Below are 15,582 nucleotides of genomic sequence, written 5' to 3'. Positions count from 1 at the left end.
CGGCCCCTCGGGCTGCGCCTGTTCTGTGTGTGCCGCCTGCCTATCGGATCCGCGCTACGCGCCGAGCCGCTTGACCGCGGCTTCGACCCGCTCGTCGGTGGCGGTGAAGGCGACGCGGACGAAGTTCGCGCCCGCCTCGCCGTAGAAGTCGCCCGGCGCGACCAGGATGCCCAGCTCCGCGAGGTGGGCCACCGTCTGCCAGCAGGGCTCGTCGCGGGTGGCCCACAGGTACAGGCTGGCCTCGCTGTGCTCGATGCGGAAACCGTGCGCCTCCAGCGCCCCGCGCAGCGCCTCGCGGCGGGCGGCGTAGCGCTCGCGCTGCTCCTCCACGTGCGCGTCGTCGCCCAGGGCCGCGACCACGGCGGCCTGCACCGGCGCCGGGGTCATCATGCCGCCGTGCTTGCGGATCTCCAGCAGCTCGCCGAGCACGTCCGCGTCACCGGCGATGAACGCCGCCCGGTAGCCGGCCAGGTTGGACCGCTTGGACAGCGAGTGAACGGCGACGAGTCCCTCGTAGGAACCGCCGCAGACCTCGTCGTGCAGGACGGAGACGGGCTCCGCGTCCCAGCCCAGCTCCAGGTAGCACTCGTCGCTGAACACGAGGACGCCGTGCTCCCGCGCCCAGGCCACGATCCGGATCAGCTCCTCCTTGGGGAGGACCCGGCCGGTCGGGTTGGAGGGGGAGTTGAGCCACAGCAGCCTCAGGCCCGCCGGGTCGAGCTCGGTCGGGTCGTCGTAGACCACCGGCTCGGCGCCGCACAGCCGGGCGCCGACCTCGTAGGTGGGGTAGGCGAGCCGCGGGTAGGCGACCTTGTCGCCGGCGCCCAGCCCCAGCTGGGTCGGCAGCCAGGCCACCAGCTCCTTGGAGCCGACCACCGGCAGGACGTTGCGGTGCCCGACGGCGCTCGCGCCGAGGCGTCCGCGCAGCCAGCCCGTGATCGCGTCGCGCAGTGCGACCGTCCCCCACACCGTCGGATAGCCCGGGGAGTCGGCGGCGGCGACGAGGGCGCCGCGGATCAGCTCCGGAACCGGGTCGACGGGCGTACCGACCGACAGGTCGACGATGCCGTCGGCGTGGGCGGCCGCCGTCGCCTTGTACGGCTCCAGCTTGTCCCAGGGGAAGGCGGGAAGACGTGCGGATACTGCGGCCACGGTGCTCTCTGCTCTCTGCTCGCTCACTGGTCCTGCTCGCTACCGGTCTGCTCGCTACCGGTCCTGATCACGGCGGGTCCTGACCGCCGGCGGTCCTGCCGATCGCGGCTCCGCCGGCGGCCGGTGCCTCGGAAACGGCTCGGTCCCGTGCGGCACGGGGCCGGACGGGACCGAAGCACACTGCGCCGGGGCGACAGCCGTCAGTGGCCCTCGCCCATCGGCGGCAGCGCGGCGATGAAGGGGTGGTCCCGCTCGATCAGGCCGAGCTTGGAGGCGCCACCGGGCGAACCGAGCTCGTCGAAGAACTCCACATTCGCCTTGTAGTAGTCCTTCCACTCCTCCGGGGTGTCGTCCTCGTAGAAGATCGCTTCGACCGGGCAGACCGGCTCACACGCACCACAGTCGACGCATTCGTCCGGGTGGATGTACAAGGACCGCTGGCCCTCGTAGATGCAGTCGACGGGGCACTCTTCGATGCATGCCTTGTCCTTGACGTCGACACAAGGCTCCGCGATGACGTAGGTCACGCTCTCGTTCCTCCTCGGTAGGGCTGTCCATATCGCGCGGGAGCGCGGCGTCGTCGATGCCCACGCCTAGTATCTCCGTTCCCGGGCACGATCCGAACAGGAGGGGCGGACAGAGCTGTGGAAATCACTGCCGGTGGACTGCTGGAGATCCGTATTACCCCCACTGACGTGGGTAAACGGGTTTCTGTGCGACGGGTGGAGGCGGACCTGAGCGGGCGCCCCTCGTTCACGGACACGGTCGGGGTTCTCACATCCTGGACCGAGGGTGTGCTCACGATCACACGCAAGGACGGGCTTTCCGTCCACATCGCGGAATCGGCGCTGGTAGCAGGCAAGATCGTCCCTCCGGCGCCGGCCCGACGCAAGGGGCCCACGGCGTCTTTCGAGGAGCTGGCACGGGTGGCGGCCCGGGCCTGGCAGCCGCTGCAGAGCGAGCCGCTGGGCGAGTGGACCTTGCGGGCGGCCGCCGGATTCACCCGTCGGGCCAACTCCGTGCTGCCCCTGGGCGACCCGGGGACATCCCTGGACGAAGCACTCGCGCGAGTGACCTCCTGGTACACCGAACGTCGCCTTCCGGCGTACGTGCAGGCCGCGACCGGCGCGCTCGGCACCCAGGAACGACTGTGCGCGGAGCTGGAGCGGCGGGGCTGGGCGAACGAGGTCTCGGCGGAGGTCCGTATCGCGGCGCTCGCCCCGATCGGGGACGTGGAGGCCGCCGCGGCGGCCGGGGTCCGGCTGACCCGGACGCCCGACGAGGAGTGGCTCGGGCGGTACGGGCGGGTCAAGGAACCCGAGGTCGCCCGGCGGGTCCTGGTCGCGGGTCCCTCGGTGTGGTTCGCGACGCTGCCCGGACGGGCGATCGGACGGATGGTGGTGGACGGCCGGTGGGCCGGTTTCGCGGCGGTCGAGGTCGATCCCGGCCTGCGCCGCCGGGGACACGCGACGGCCGTGATGACGGCCCTGGCCCGGCGGGCGCTGGAGGAGGGCGCCTCGGCGGCGTGGCTCCAGGTCGAGACGGACAACCCCGGCGCGCGCGCGATGTACGACGGGATGGGCTTCGTGACGCACCACGCCTACCACCACTTCCGGGCGGGGGCGTGAGCCCCGACGGGCGTTCCCGGTTCGCGGCCGAGGCCCGCTCTGAACGGCCGGACCTGGCGCTGCTGTGCCTGCTGCTGTCGGCGGAGGCCGATCCGGAGCTGGACGAGCGGGTCATCGACTGGGTGCAGATCGAGTTGGACCGGCTGGCGGGGTTGCTGCCGTACGGGCTGCGCGGCGGGGCGGCGTGGGCCTCGGCGGTGACGGAGCTGCTGGGCGGCCGGCTCGGTTTCCACGGGACCCCGGCGGACTACGACCGGCTCTCCTCCTCGCTGCTGCACGAGGTGCTGCGGCGCCGGCGGGGCCTGCCGATCCTGCTTTCCGTCGTCTGGCTGGAGGTGGCCCGGCGCGCGGGTGCGCCGGTGTACGGGCTGGGGCTGCCGGGGCACTTCGTGGTGGGCTTCGGGGACCCGGCGGAAGGGGTCGTGGTGGACCCCTTCGCGGGGGGCGCCTCGCTCGGGACGGGTACGGCGGAGCAGGCGTCCGGGCCGCGGACGCCGGCCCGGACGCTGGACATCGTGCTGCGCATCCTGAACAACATCCGGGCATGGGCCGCCACCCGGCCGGAACAGTCGGGGGTCGCGCTGTGGGCGCTGGACCTGTCGCTGCTGCTGCCCTCGCACCCGGCGTCGCTGCGGTACGAGCGGGCGCGGGTGCTGGTGGAGCGGGGGCAGTTCGTGACGGGCGCGGCGGAGCTGGAGGCGTACGCGGAGGTGGTCGACGCGGTGGACACGGCTGCGGCGGCCCGTGTCCGTGCGGAGGCCTTCTCGGCTCGCGCCCTCCTGAACTGACCCCCCGCCGCCGGATCGGCCGGCGAGGCCGTAACCCGCCGCCGGATCGGCCGGCGAGGCGGGTTACGCCGACGGTGCTAAAGCCAGCCCTTTTCGCGGGCCACCCGGACGGCTTCGGCGCGGTTGCGGGCGGCCAGTTTTTGGATGGCCGTCGAGAGGTAGTTGCGGACCGTGCCCTGGGACAGGTGCAGTCGCGTCGCGAGTTCGGCGTTGGTCGCGCCGAACTCCGCCGCGCGCAGCACCTCGCGTTCCCGGTCGGTCAGCGGGTTCGCCCCCTCGGCCAGGGCAGCCGCCGCCAGCGTCGGGTCGATGACGCGCTCCCCCGTGAGGACCTTGCGCACCGCTTCGGCCAGTTGGGCGGCCGGGGCGTCCTTCACGAGGAACGCCGACGCCCCCGCCTCCATCGCCCCGCGGAGATAGCCGGGTCGGCCGAAGGTGGTCAGGATGACGATCCGCAGATCCGGCAGGGCGTCCCGCAGGGCCGCGGCCGCCTCGATTCCCGTCATGCCCGGCATCTCGATGTCGAGCAGCGCCACATTCACATCGTGGGCGCGGGCCGCCGTCAGGACCTCGTCCCCGCGGGCCACTTGGGCCAGCACCTCGATGTCCGGCTCCAGACCGAGCAGCGCGGCGAGGGCTTCCCGGACCATGGACTGGTCCTCGGCGAGGAGGATCCGGATGGGCCGTGGCGTCATGAGGTCGATCCTAGGGGGACGCGGGCCAGCAACCGGAAGCCCGTCCTGCCCACCGGGCCGGCCTCCAGGGTGCCGCCCACCGCCTGAAGCCGCTCGGTCAGGCCGGTGAGGCCGTTCCCGTGGGGGGCGGCGCCGCCCGCGCCGTCGTCGAAGACGACCAGTTCGACGACATGGCCGCCCAGGGTCTGCCGGGAAGCCAGGGTGACCGTGCAGCGTTTGGCGCCACTGTGCCGCACGGCGTTCGTCACCGCCTCGCGCAGCGACCAGGCCAGCGCCGACTCGATGTCCTGCGGAAGGTCCTCCGGGACCTCCGAGGGCAGGTCGGCGACCACGCCCGCCGCGGTCAGGGCCGTGCGCGCGCCGGCCAGTTCACCCGGCAGGGTCGGGCGCCGGTAGCCGCTGACCGCCTCCCGTACGTCGACCAGCGCCTGCCGGCTGACCTGCTCGATGTCCGCCACCTGCTGGGCGGCGAGTTCCGGGCGGTCCGGCAGCATTCGACCCGCCAGCTCGCTCTTGAGCGTGATCAGGGACAGCGAGTGCCCGAGCAGGTCGTGCAGGTCCCGGGCCATCCGCAGTCGTTCCTCGTTGGCCGCGAGCTGCGCCACCGTCGCCCGCGCCTCGCGCAGTTCCACGGTGGTACGGATCATCGCGCGGATGCCGACCATCGCGAAGCCGCCCATCACCGCCGGGATCAGCAGGCCCGCCAGGTAGGCGTCCCCGCCCGGCACCGCCATGGCCGTCACCGTCAGCAGCGCGGTCGCGCCCGGCACCGTCCAGCGGGAGATCTCCCCCGGCAACGAGGCGCCGGAGGAGATGGAGACGTAGACGAAGAGGACGAGCCATTCGCGGCCCAGGCTCAGGGAGAGGACGGTGGCCTGGGCGGAGAGCGCCGCGATCGAGATCAGCAGCCAGCGCACCCCGCTGTCCCGGGCGGTGCGGAACACCAGGACCAGGTACCAGGCGACGAAGACCGCGAGGCCCAGACCGCCGAGCACGCGGGCCTGCGTACTGTGTCCGCCGCCGACCAGGTCCGTGACGGGGGCGCTGAGGTAGAACAGCCACAGGCTGATCCACATCGACTTCACGATCTTGTGGCGCCGGGTCTCGGGCCGCATGCCCACCCTCGGCCCGCCGGGTACTCCCGTCAGGCTGTCGTTCACTGTCCTGGTCGCGGTGGTCACTTGCGTCGTCACGCCTTCAGAGAGTCCTTGCGGTACAGCCAGGCGGCGGCACCGGTGAACAGTACGAAGTAGACCGCGAGGATCGCCACGTCCTTCATGTGGGGCGCGCCACCCAGCTCTATCGCCTGGCCGAGGCCCGCGTAGGCGTGGGTCGGCAGCCACTCGCAGATGTTCCGCAGCCACTGCGGGAAGTTCGCCGTGGGCATCCACAGACCGCCGAGGATGGAGAGTCCGAAGTAGAACAGCATGGTGATGGGGCGGACGGTGTCGCCGGTGGCCAGGTAGCCGAGGGCGACGCCGAGGGCGGCGAAGACGAGGCTGCCGGCCCAGATCGAGCCCGTCAGGGCGAGCCACTGCCAGGCGTCGAACCGGACGCCCTTGGCGAGGGCGGCCACCGCGAAGACGACGAGGATGGCGGGCAGCGACAGCACGCCGGCGCTGGCGGTCTTGGCGAGGACGTAGCCGCGGCCCGGCAGGGCGGTCAGGCGCAGCTGACGCACCCAGCCCGACTCCCGCTCCTTGGCTATCCGCTCGCTGTTGCCCATGAGGACGGCCGTCAGGGCGCCGAAGGAGGCCATGGCGACCATGTAGAAGGCGGGCATGGTCAGTTCCGTACCCATGACCTTGGTCGTGCCGTCCAGGGTTCCGCCGAGCATCAGGAAGAGCGCGGCCGGATAGAGGACGGTGAAGAACAGGTACTTCTTGTTGCGCAGGGCGCGGCTGATTTCGAGCTTGACGAGCTTGAGCGTTCCGGTGGTCATGATGCGTTGGCCTCCTCGGCCTCGGTGAGGGCGATGAAAGCCTGCTCCAGGCCCAGCCCGGCGACTTCCAGGTTCCGGGGGTAGAGCCCCAGGGCGTAGACGGCGTGCACGGTCGCGTCGGCGTCCCGCGACTGGAGCTTCACGGTGTCCCCGTGCCGCTCGTAGGCGGTCAGGTGCGGGAGGGCGCGCAGCGCCTGCTCGTCGACCTGCTCGTCGTTGAGGTCGAAGGCGATCCGGCGGGCGCCGGCCTTCGCCTTGATCTCGGCGGCGGTGCCGTCGGCGAGGAGCCGGCCCTTGCTCAGGACCAGGACGCGGTCGGCTATCGCGTCCGCCTCCTCCAGGTAGTGCGTGGCGAAGAGGACGGTCCGGCCGCGGGCGGCCTGCTCCCGCATCGTGGCCCAGAAGGCCTGGCGGGAGGTGACGTCCATGCCGGTCGTCGGTTCGTCCAGCACGATCAGCTCGTTGTCCCCAGCGGTGGCGAGCGCGAAGCGCACGCGCTGCTCCTGGCCCCCGGAGAGCTTGTTGACGAGCCGGCCGGCGATGTCGGAGATCCCGGCGCGGCTGAGCACCTCGTCCACCGGGTACGGGCGGGGGTGCAGCGCGCAGGTGAGGGCGACTATCTCGCGTACGGTCACCTCCTCCATCAGTCCGCCGGTCTGGAGCATGGCCCCGACCCGGCCGGCGGCTATGGCCTCGCGCGGCGTCGTGCCGAAGAGTCGGACGGACCCGGAGTCGGCGGGGCGCAGTCCGAGCAACAGGTCGAGGGTGGAGGACTTCCCGGCGCCGTTGGGTCCGAGGAGCGCGACGGTTTCGCCCGGGTGGAGGTCGAGGGAGAGACCGTCGACCGCACGGACGGCGCCGTAGCTCTTGGTCACGTTCTGGAAGCTCACCACGGAACCGGTGGCGGCTCCGGAACCGGTGGCGGCTCCGGAGTCTGTGGCGGCGGCTGTCTGCGTCGCGGTCGTCGTCTTCATGGCTCAAGATTCGCCCGCCCCCGGGGGTCCGCGTCAGTGTCTCGCGTCGTGACTGCCGCATGACTGTTGTCATGCGGTGGACGTGACACCGCGTCGGGGCAACGCCGAAGCCCCTGTCGGACCTCTCGCGGGAGAGGACCGACAGGGGCTCGACCACCGGTCTTCCACGGCGGCTCGGTCAGCCGACGTTGGTGTCGATGACCACGGTCCGCTCGGTGGCCGTCTTGCCGCGCAGGGCCTTGTTGAGGGCCCCCGCGACGTCCTGCGGCGTGACGGCGGTCTTGGCGCCGGTGCCCCGGGTGATCAGGACGCCGTCGAAGGTGTCGCTGTAGGCGGCCTTCAGCGCCTCCAGGTCGTACTTCTCGACGAGGTGGCCGTTGACGGGCTGCATGCTGAGGATCTTGGGCAGCGTCTTGGCGCCGAACGCGATGGACTTGTTGCCCGCCTTGACGGTGGCGATGCCGGACATCGCGGGCTCCGCGAACTCCTTCATCGCACGGTTGAGTTCCGCCTCGTTGACGACCGGTTCCCGGTTGGCGGTGGGCAGTTCGACGGGGGTGGGCTTCCCGGTGGCGACCGCGTTGCGGAAGGCCTTGATCACGGGGTCGATCGAGCCGTCCACGTCCAGGCTGGTGCCGGCCTTGCCGGGCACGGCGACGGCCTTGCCCGTGTCGAACTTGATCGTGCCCTCGGTCGCCGTACCCGCGCTGCCCGCCATTTCCTGGAGCGCGACCCGCAGCTTCTCCTCGTCCACGGGCATCACCGCCTCGGCGGCGCGCTCCCGGCCGAGGAGGGAGCCGATGACGCTGACGGGGTTGTAGTCACTGCCCGCGGCGTTGCGGACGGTGCTCTGGCTGTCGAGCGTCAGCCCGGCCTTGTCGGGCTTCAGCTCGACCTGCTTGCCGCCGACGGTGAACCGGAGCGGGGCGGCGGCGCGGGTGCCGAAGATGTCCTGGAGCTTGGTGACGGCCTCGTCGCGGCTGCCGCTGATGTCCAGGCCGAGGACGGTGGTGCCCTTGGGTACGTCGGAGTGGTTCAGGAGCAGCCCGGCGCCGTACGCCACGCCGAGCAGGGCGATGAGGCCACCGCCGAGCATGACGAGCTTCGAGCGCTTCTTGGCGGGCGCCTTGGGGGCCGGCCGGGTCTGCTTCGGCGACTGCGGGGCCGCCGTCGGCACGACCGGCCCGGGCAGCGGGCCACCCGCGGACGGCCCACCGGGGAACGGGTCACCCGGCAGCGGACCCGGACCACCGGGGAACGGGTCACCGGGCAGCGGACCGGGACCACCGGGCCGCGGGCCACCGGGCCGCGGACCCGGACCGCCGACCGGCGGGGCCTCCGGGCCGGGCCAGCGCGGAGCGTCATCGGCGCGTACGGGGGCGGTACCCAGCGCGGGGCCACCGGTGGGCCCGTTCGGCGGGGGCGGCCCGGCGGGGTCGGTGTACGCGGGGAACGCCTCGGTGGAGGGGCCGTTGCCGTACTCGGGGCCGTCGAACTCCGGGTAGCCCCGGGACGGTCCCGCGCCGGGACCCCCCGGCGCGGGCGGGCCGGCCGGGACCCCCCGGTCGGCGCCGTAACGGGCCGCGGGAGCCTGCGGGCCGGGCGCACCGGCGGTACGGGGCCCGGCGGGCGCACCGGGGCCCGTCGGGGCGGGCCCGGCGGGCCCCCGGGACGAGTCGGGGCCGGCCGGGCCGACGCCCGGAGCCGATCCGTAGCTCGCGCCCCCCGGCCGCGGACCGGGCTCGGTCCGCACACCCGCCGGCGGGGTGGCCGGGGCCTTGCGCGGCGCGAACCAGTTGCCGGTCGTCTCGTCCGAGCCGCCCTGGGACTGCCCGCGGCCCGCCTGGGAGGCGGCGGGGTTCCTCGTGGGCAGCGGCGCGGGCGGTCCCTGTCGGGCGCCCCCGGACTGCGGACCGCCGGACGGCGCGGGGCCCTGTCCGGCCGCCTCCTCGGGTGCGCCGGGCCCCGACTCGGCGGACTCCTCGGCGTCCTTCACCGGCTTGCGCACGACGACGGGCGGGATCGGCCGGGAACCCGGGATGTTGATCCGGATCCGGGTCGTCAGGGTGGTCTCGGTCTTCGGCCCGTCGGAGTCGGGCGTGGACGGCTTCGAAGTCACAGGGTTCTCCTCCGTGGCGGTCGCCGCGCCAGGTCCGGGTGGCACAGTCGTGGACGGATGCCGGCCGGTTCCATACGGCGGCGTGCCCGACGGGCGGGCGGCTCCACCGTGCCCTTGGGGCCCGGGGGACGAACTGTCAGTTTCACGACTCAAGGCAGGTTCTCCCGGTTGGCTCCGCCGCCCGTCAACCTTGCGCGGGCAGCTCGGCGGCCCGTCCACCATACTGGCCGCCGTGCGCGCGCAACTGTCCGTCGGGAATCAGGGATTCCTCTTTGCTTCCCGCAGGCCACCCTCGCACGGACCGTCAAACCCCCTCAACCCGTCGCCGATCGGAGTGGGGCCGAGTCCGACAGCACATCAGCGCCGGGGCCGCGCGGCCGAATCCGGTCGGTCCGGGGCCCCCTTCATCGTGGCGCAGATCACAGCGACGGCCACCCCGCCCAAAAGGTAGACGTACAGGCCGATTCCGGACGAACCGAGCAGGAAGTCCCCTTCGGGGCGCGGCAAGCTGAGCATCACGTACGCCAGGAACCAGCCGGCCGCCCCGGCGCCCACCCCGGTGCCGTTCCCGGTCACGAGCCGGCCGGCGAGGAAGACCCCGAGGAGGGCGAGGAGCGCCAGCAGCAGTCCGCCGGGGAACCAGAGGTCGACCACGAGCCAGCCGGCGGCGCCCGTCACCGCCCCGGCGACGAGCAGCCCCAGGAGGGCGGCGATACGCGCGGGGTTCAGGGTCCCGGTCATGCCGACACCCCCGCGAACAGGTCGCGCTCCCGCTCGCCCGCCGGGGCGCCCGGCTCCCCGGCGACGAGTTCGTAGTACTCGCGGACGAAGAGGGGCTGGGCCAGGTCGTTCGACAGCGCGAAGAAGGGGCCGTCCACGGCGACCTGCGTGGCGTGCGCCCGCATCGCGGCGGCCTTGGCCCGCGCGAAGGCGTCCCGGCCGTCCTCGTCGCCGATCTCGGCGGTGATCCGCTCGTCCGGCACGACGCCCGGCACGTCCCGCTCGGTCGCGACTCCCGGGAAGGGCACGGCCGTACCCGCCGCACGCAGCCGCGCGAAGCCCTCGTCGACCACGGATCGCGGCACCCGGTTCCAGTAGACCTTGCGAACTTCGTGCGGTTCGCCCAGGTCACGGCGGTACGAGGGTTCCGCCGCGAGTTCGACGGCCCGGGTGGCGACCCGGTGTGCCTGGATGTGGTCGGGGTGGCCGTATCCGCCGTCGGGGTCGTAGGTGACCAGCACCTGCGGCCGGAGCTCCCGGATGACCTCCACGAGGTGCGCGGCGGCCTCGTCGACATCGGCGGCCCAGAAGGCGCCGGGCCGGTGGTTCTGCTCCGCGCCCATCATCCCGGAGTCCCGGAAGCGACCGGGGCCGCCGAGGAAGCGGTGGTCGGTGACCCCCAGTTCCTTCATCGCGGCGGCGAGCTCGCCCACGCGGTACGGGCCGAGCGTGTCGTCCCGATCGGGTGCCAGGTGGGCGAGGGCGGGCGGGATGACCTCGCCCTCCTCGCCGAGCGTGCAGGTCACCAACGCGACGTGGGCGCCCTCGGCCGCGTACTTGGCCATGGTGACGCCATTGTTGATCGACTCGTCGTCCGGGTGCGCGTGCACGAGGAGCAGACGACGGGCGGGAAGACCGTTCATGGGGTCAGCCTACGAGCCGGCCCCGGGCAGCTTCGTCACGGTGGCGCCGACGACGCCGGGGTCTCGGCCGCCACCGCGACGGCCCGCTCTACAGCTTGAGGCCACTGATCATGCTCGCCACGTTCGACGTCAGTTGGCTGAGGGTGGGCGCGATGGTCGAACTCGCCAGGTAGAAGCCGAGGAGTACACAGACGAAGGCGTGTCCCGCCTTCAGCCCCGACTTCCGCACCAGCAGGAAGACGACGATCGCCAGCAGCACCACGGCCGAGATCGAGAGTGCCACGGCGTTTCACCTCCACGTCGAGCGGACATCGGTACGCGTACTCGTGCTCGGCGAAGTCATACCCACCGTGCGCTACGGATCATAACTATCCGTACCAGCGCATCGATCGAATTCCGGCAGCACAAGGGGCGCACGCCGCGCACGTGGAGGGGCACGGGAAGGCCGGCCGGGGAGGTCGTACGCCCACCCGACCGGCCGTGGGCACCCGCACGGCCGCACACGGAACAGCCTGCCCGGCCGATATCTCGGGGCAGATACGGTCAAGTTGCCGCGAAGTAAACGGAGTTGCGGGGACCGTAAAGATATTCGGACGCATGCGCCGGGGTGGCCGGAAATCACCCATCCCCCGGGGGCCGCGCCTCCTTCGTCAGCCCCGTCGGCGGCACGGCCGGCGGCGGACTCGGCGGCGGGGCCGTGAGCGGCACCACCTGTTTCTCGGCCGCGAAGTGACAGGCCGACGGATGCGCCCTCGGCCCGGACGGGAACCACTGCGGTACGGCGAGCGGCGGTACCTCCACCGCGCACCGCTCCTGCGCCTTCCAGCAGCGGGTGCGGAAGCGGCAGCCCGACGGCGGGTTGGCCGGGGACGGGACGTCACCGGTCAGGATGATCCGCTCCCGCAGCGCCCGGGCACGCGGATCGGGCACGGGCACGGCCGAAAGCAGCGCCTGGGTGTAGGGGTGGGTGGGGTGCTCGTAGATCTCGGTGTCGGTACCGACCTCGACGATGCGACCCAGGTACATCACGCCGACCCGGTCCGAGATGTGCCGGACGATCGACAGGTCGTGCGCGATGAAGATATAGGAGAGGTTGAACTCGTCCTGCAGCTTCGCCATCAGGTTGATGACCTGCGCCTGCACCGACACGTCCAGCGCGGAGACCGGCTCGTCCGCGACGATGACCTCCGGCCGCAGGGCCAGCCCGCGGGCGATGCCGATGCGCTGGCGCTGGCCGCCGGAGAACTGGTGCGGGTACCGGTTGATGTACTCCGGGTTCAAGCCGACCACGTCGAGGAGTTCCCGGACCTTGCGCCGCCGGTCGCCCTTCGGGGCCACCTCGGGGTGGATCTCGTACGGCTCCCCAATGATGTCGCCGACCGTCATGCGCGGGTTCAGCGAGGTGTACGGGTCCTGGAACACCATCTGGATGTTGCGGCGGACCGCCTTGAGGGCGCGGGCCGAGAGCCTGGTGATGTCCTCGCCCTTGTACGAGATCGTCCCGGCGGTCGGGCGTTCCAGGTTGACCAGCATCTTGGCGACGGTCGACTTGCCGCAGCCCGACTCCCCGACGATGCCGAGGGTCTCGCCGGCCCCGAGGTCGAAGGAGACGCCGTCCACCGCCCTGACCGCGCCGATCTGCCGCTTGAAGAGGATGCCCTGGGTCATCGGGTAGTGCTTGACCAGGTCCTTCACCTCCAGGATCGGCTCAGGCATGCAGGCATTCCTTCCAGAAGTGACAGGCCGAGGTGCGCGGCACGGGCGACTCGGTCACCTCGTACAGCGGGGGCACGTCGGTGCGGCAGACGGGCTGCGCCATCGGGCAGCGCGGGTTGAACGCGCAGCCCGGCGGAATGCGCAGCAGGTTGGGCGGGAGCCCCTTGATCGCGTAGAGCTCCTGACCCTTCTGGTCCAGGCGCGGGATGGAGTCCAACAGGCCCCGGGTGTACGGGTGGGCGGGCGCGGCGTAGATCTCGTGCACGGGGGCCGCCTCGACGATCCGGCCGGCGTACATGACGGCGATCTTGTCGGCGACGTCGGCGACCACGCCGAGGTCGTGGGTGATCAGGATCAGCCCCATGTCCAGTTCACGCCGGAGCTCCGCCAGCAGGTCCATGACCTGAGCCTGGACGGTGACGTCCAGGGCGGTGGTGGGCTCGTCCGCGATGATCAGCGCGGGCTCCAGCGCCAGCGCCATGGCGATCATGATGCGTTGGCGCATGCCGCCCGAGAACTGGTGCGGGTAGTCCCCCACCCGCTGTTTGGCCGCCGGGATCCTCACCCGGTCCATCAGCTCGACCGCCTTGGCCCTGGCCGCCTTGCGGGACATGCCGCGGTGGACCTCGTACATCTCACCGAGCTGGGCGCCGACGCTCAGTACGGGGTTCAGGGAGGACAGGGCGTCCTGGAAGATCATGGCCATCTCGGCCCCGCGGATCCTGCGGCGCTCCTCCTCCCGCATCTTCAGCAGGTCCCGGCCCTTGAACAGGATCTCGCCGCCCGCGATCCGGCCCGGCGGCACGTCGAGGATTCCCATCACGGCCTGCGCGGTCACCGATTTGCCCGAGCCGGACTCGCCGAGCACGGCGAGGGTCTCGCCCGAGTCCACGCAGTAGTCGACGCCGTTGACCGCCTTGGCCACCCCGTCGCGGGTCGTGAACTCCACGTGCAGGTCGCGCACTTCGAGCAGCATGGGTACGGGCTCCTCAGCGCAGCTTGGGATCGAGGGCGTCGCGCACCGCGTCGCCGAGCATGATGAAGACCAGGACGGTCACGCTGAGCGCTCCGGCCGGGTACAGCAACATGTGGGGGGCGTTGCGGATCTGCGAGGCGGCGTTGGAGATGTCGATGCCCCAGGAGACGGTCGGCGGGCGCAGACCCACCCCGAGGAACGACAGGGTGGCCTCCAGGGCGATGTAGGTGCCCAGGGCGATGGTGGCGACGACGATGACGGGTGCCACGGCGTTGGGCGCGACGTGTCGCAGCAGCATCCGCGTGTTGCCGGCGCCGAGGGCCCGGGCGGCCTGGACGTAGTCGTTCTGCTTGGCGGTGATCACCGATCCGCGCGCGATGCGGGCGATCTGGGGCCAGCCGAGCAGCACGATGAATCCGACGACCGGCCACACGGTGGTGCTGGTGACGACGGACAGGAAGACCAGTCCGCCGAGGACGACCGGGATACCGAAGAAGATGTCGGCGGTCCGGGAGAGCGTCGCGTCGCCCCAGCCGCCGAAGAACCCGGCCGTCCCGCCGAGCGCCGAACCGAGCAGGGCGGCGCCGAGGGTGGCGCAGACACCGACGGTGATGGAGGCACGGGCCCCGTAGACGGTGCGCGTGTACACGTCGCAGCCCTGGGTGTCGTAGCCGAAGGGGTGTCCCGGGGAGGAGCCCTGCTGCGACTTGGACAGGTCGCAGTGCAGCGGGTCGCCGCTCGCGATGAGCTGCGGCCAGATCGCGATGACGACGAGGAAGAGGATGAGGAGCGAGGAGACGATGAAGACGGGGTTGCGGCGCAGCTGGTGCCAGGCGTCGGACCACAGGGAACGGGCCTTCTCGGCCGGGCCTGTCGGGTCGTCGCCCAGTGTCTTCTCCAGGCTCTCCGCCTCGTCCAGCGCGAGGTCCATGGGGCCGCCCTGGCCGGTGGGTGCGATGGCCTCCCCCTCTCCTGGTTCCAGTGGGTCGTAGGCGGGCCGGCCGCGCTCAGGCATAACGGATCCTCGGGTCCAGGACGGCGTAGAGCAGGTCGACGATCAGGTTGGCCATCAGGAAGACGATGACGAGGATCGTCACGAAGCCGACCACCGTCGGGGAGTTGTTGCGCAGGATGCCCTGGTAGAGCTGGTAGCCGACCCCGTGGATGTTGAAGATCCGCTCGGTGACGATGGCGCCGCCCATCAGGGCGCCGATGTCCGTGCCGATGAAGGTGACGACGGGGATCAGCGAGTTGCGCAACAGGTGCCGGGTGATGACGCGCCGGCGCGGCAGGCCCTTGGCGGTGGCCGTGCGGACGTAGTCGGCCTTGACGTTCTCGGCGATGGAGGTGCGCGAGAGGCGGGTGACGTAGGCGAGGGAGACGAGCGCGAGGACGATGCCGGGCAGGATCAACTCGCCGAAGGGGGCGTCCGGGGAGACGGTGGGCCGGACCCAGCCCCATTCGACGCCGAAGAGGTACTGGAGGAGGTAGCCCGTCACGAAGGTGGGCACGGAGATCACGATCAGCGTGAGCACCAGCAGGCTGGTGTCGACGGACTTGCCCCGGCGCAGCCCGCTGACCACGCCCAGTGTGATCCCGACGACGATCTCGATGACGATGGCGACGACGGTCAGCCGCAGGGTGACGGGGAAGGCCGTGGCCATCAGATCGGTGACGCTCTGGCCGTTGAAGGCGGTGCCGAAGTCGCCCTGGAAGATCTGCCCCATGTAGTGGAGGTACTGCTTCCACAGGGGCTGGTCGAGGTAGAGGTCCTTGCGGATGCGCGCGGCGGTGGCCGGGTCGGGCGCCTTGTCGCCGAAGAGGGCGGCGACGGGGTCGCCGAGCGCGTACACCATGAAGAAGATCAGGAACGTGCTGCCGATGAACACCGGGATCATCTGGAGCAGCCGCCGGATCACATAACGTCCCATGGACTGCTCCAGGATCGA

Annotated in this window: 16 protein-coding genes; 2 read left to right on the top strand and 14 right to left on the bottom strand. The window is 71.7% G+C overall.

The window, feature by feature from the left end:
* Positions 1 to 54 precede the first annotated feature (54 nt).
* Complete coding sequence (gene dapC / locus E6R62_RS14985) at positions 55 to 1,152, bottom strand: succinyldiaminopimelate transaminase (RefSeq protein ID WP_136213995.1); 1,098 nt, start codon at positions 1,150 to 1,152, stop codon at positions 55 to 57.
* A 200-nt stretch (positions 1,153 to 1,352) separates the two neighbouring features.
* Positions 1,353 to 1,679, bottom strand: coding sequence for a ferredoxin (gene fdxA, locus E6R62_RS14980; protein ID WP_030291119.1), 327 nt, complete (start codon positions 1,677 to 1,679; stop codon positions 1,353 to 1,355).
* Positions 1,680 to 1,796: 117 nt separating this feature from the next.
* On the opposite strand from fdxA, the gene E6R62_RS14975 reads away from it, so the two are divergent.
* Together E6R62_RS14975 and E6R62_RS14970 are read left to right on the top strand one after the other, a co-directional pair.
* Entirely contained in the window at positions 1,797 to 2,780 is a 984-nt protein-coding gene (locus E6R62_RS14975) for a GNAT family N-acetyltransferase (RefSeq protein ID WP_136213908.1), read from the top strand.
* On the top strand, positions 2,777 to 3,568 hold the full coding sequence (locus E6R62_RS14970; RefSeq protein WP_136213907.1) for a transglutaminase-like domain-containing protein: 792 nt from the start codon (positions 2,777 to 2,779) through the stop codon (positions 3,566 to 3,568). The genes E6R62_RS14975 and E6R62_RS14970 overlap by 4 nt, the downstream gene beginning before the upstream one ends.
* Positions 3,569 to 3,645: 77 nt before the next feature.
* Here E6R62_RS14970 and E6R62_RS14965 read toward each other — a convergent pair whose 3' ends face one another.
* The 12 genes from E6R62_RS14965 to E6R62_RS14905 form a co-directional block, all read right to left on the bottom strand.
* Positions 3,646 to 4,263 carry a response regulator transcription factor gene (locus E6R62_RS14965; RefSeq protein ID WP_136213906.1) on the bottom strand — a complete coding sequence of 206 codons (618 nt, stop codon included), beginning with the start codon at positions 4,261 to 4,263 and terminating at the stop codon, positions 3,646 to 3,648.
* Complete coding sequence (locus tag E6R62_RS14960; RefSeq protein ID WP_136213994.1) at positions 4,260 to 5,378, bottom strand: sensor histidine kinase; 1,119 nt, start codon at positions 5,376 to 5,378, stop codon at positions 4,260 to 4,262. The genes E6R62_RS14965 and E6R62_RS14960 overlap by 4 nt, the downstream gene beginning before the upstream one ends.
* Before the next feature lie 74 nt (positions 5,379 to 5,452).
* Entirely contained in the window at positions 5,453 to 6,205 is a 753-nt protein-coding gene (locus E6R62_RS14955) for an ABC transporter permease (RefSeq protein ID WP_136213905.1), read from the bottom strand.
* Positions 6,202 to 7,179: an ABC transporter ATP-binding protein gene (locus E6R62_RS14950; RefSeq protein ID WP_136213904.1), complete on the bottom strand. Its 978-nt coding sequence runs from the start codon at positions 7,177 to 7,179 to the stop codon at positions 6,202 to 6,204. The genes E6R62_RS14955 and E6R62_RS14950 overlap by 4 nt, the downstream gene beginning before the upstream one ends.
* 178 nt (positions 7,180 to 7,357) lie before the next feature.
* Complete coding sequence (locus E6R62_RS14945; protein ID WP_168714053.1) at positions 7,358 to 9,298, bottom strand: hypothetical protein; 1,941 nt, start codon at positions 9,296 to 9,298, stop codon at positions 7,358 to 7,360.
* 357 nt (positions 9,299 to 9,655) lie between these two features.
* On the bottom strand, positions 9,656 to 10,039 hold the full coding sequence (locus tag E6R62_RS14935; protein WP_136213901.1) for a DUF6113 family protein: 384 nt from the start codon (positions 10,037 to 10,039) through the stop codon (positions 9,656 to 9,658).
* Positions 10,036 to 10,941, bottom strand: coding sequence for an N-acetyl-1-D-myo-inositol-2-amino-2-deoxy-alpha-D-glucopyranoside deacetylase (mshB, locus tag E6R62_RS14930; RefSeq protein ID WP_136213900.1), 906 nt, complete (start codon positions 10,939 to 10,941; stop codon positions 10,036 to 10,038). Before mshB ends, E6R62_RS14935 begins: the two co-directional genes overlap by 4 nt.
* A gap of 88 nt (positions 10,942 to 11,029) precedes the next feature.
* Positions 11,030 to 11,224 carry a hypothetical protein gene (locus tag E6R62_RS14925; protein WP_136213899.1) on the bottom strand — a complete coding sequence of 65 codons (195 nt, stop codon included), beginning with the start codon at positions 11,222 to 11,224 and terminating at the stop codon, positions 11,030 to 11,032.
* Between the two features lie 335 nt (positions 11,225 to 11,559).
* A complete protein-coding gene (locus tag E6R62_RS14920) occupies positions 11,560 to 12,657 on the bottom strand; it encodes an ABC transporter ATP-binding protein (protein ID WP_136213898.1) in 1,098 nt (365 codons plus the stop codon).
* The gene (locus E6R62_RS14915) at positions 12,650 to 13,633 is read right to left on the bottom strand and encodes an ABC transporter ATP-binding protein (RefSeq protein ID WP_136213897.1); all 984 of its coding nucleotides are present in this window, start codon (positions 13,631 to 13,633) and stop codon (positions 12,650 to 12,652) included. The genes E6R62_RS14920 and E6R62_RS14915 overlap by 8 nt, the downstream gene beginning before the upstream one ends.
* A gap of 13 nt (positions 13,634 to 13,646) precedes the next feature.
* A complete protein-coding gene (locus E6R62_RS14910) occupies positions 13,647 to 14,648 on the bottom strand; it encodes an ABC transporter permease (RefSeq protein WP_136213896.1) in 1,002 nt (333 codons plus the stop codon).
* Positions 14,641 to 15,564 (bottom strand): ABC transporter permease, encoded by a 924-nt coding sequence (locus E6R62_RS14905; protein WP_136213895.1) that lies wholly within the window; start codon positions 15,562 to 15,564, stop codon positions 14,641 to 14,643. Before E6R62_RS14905 ends, E6R62_RS14910 begins: the two co-directional genes overlap by 8 nt.
* Between the last annotated feature and the right edge of the window lie 18 nt (positions 15,565 to 15,582).

This window comes from Streptomyces sp. A1136, from assembly GCF_004795055.1.
Taxonomy (GTDB): domain Bacteria; phylum Actinomycetota; class Actinomycetes; order Streptomycetales; family Streptomycetaceae; genus Streptomyces.
The sequence above is the reverse complement of the archived record's forward strand: the minus strand, read 5'-3'. Positions and strand labels throughout refer to the sequence as shown.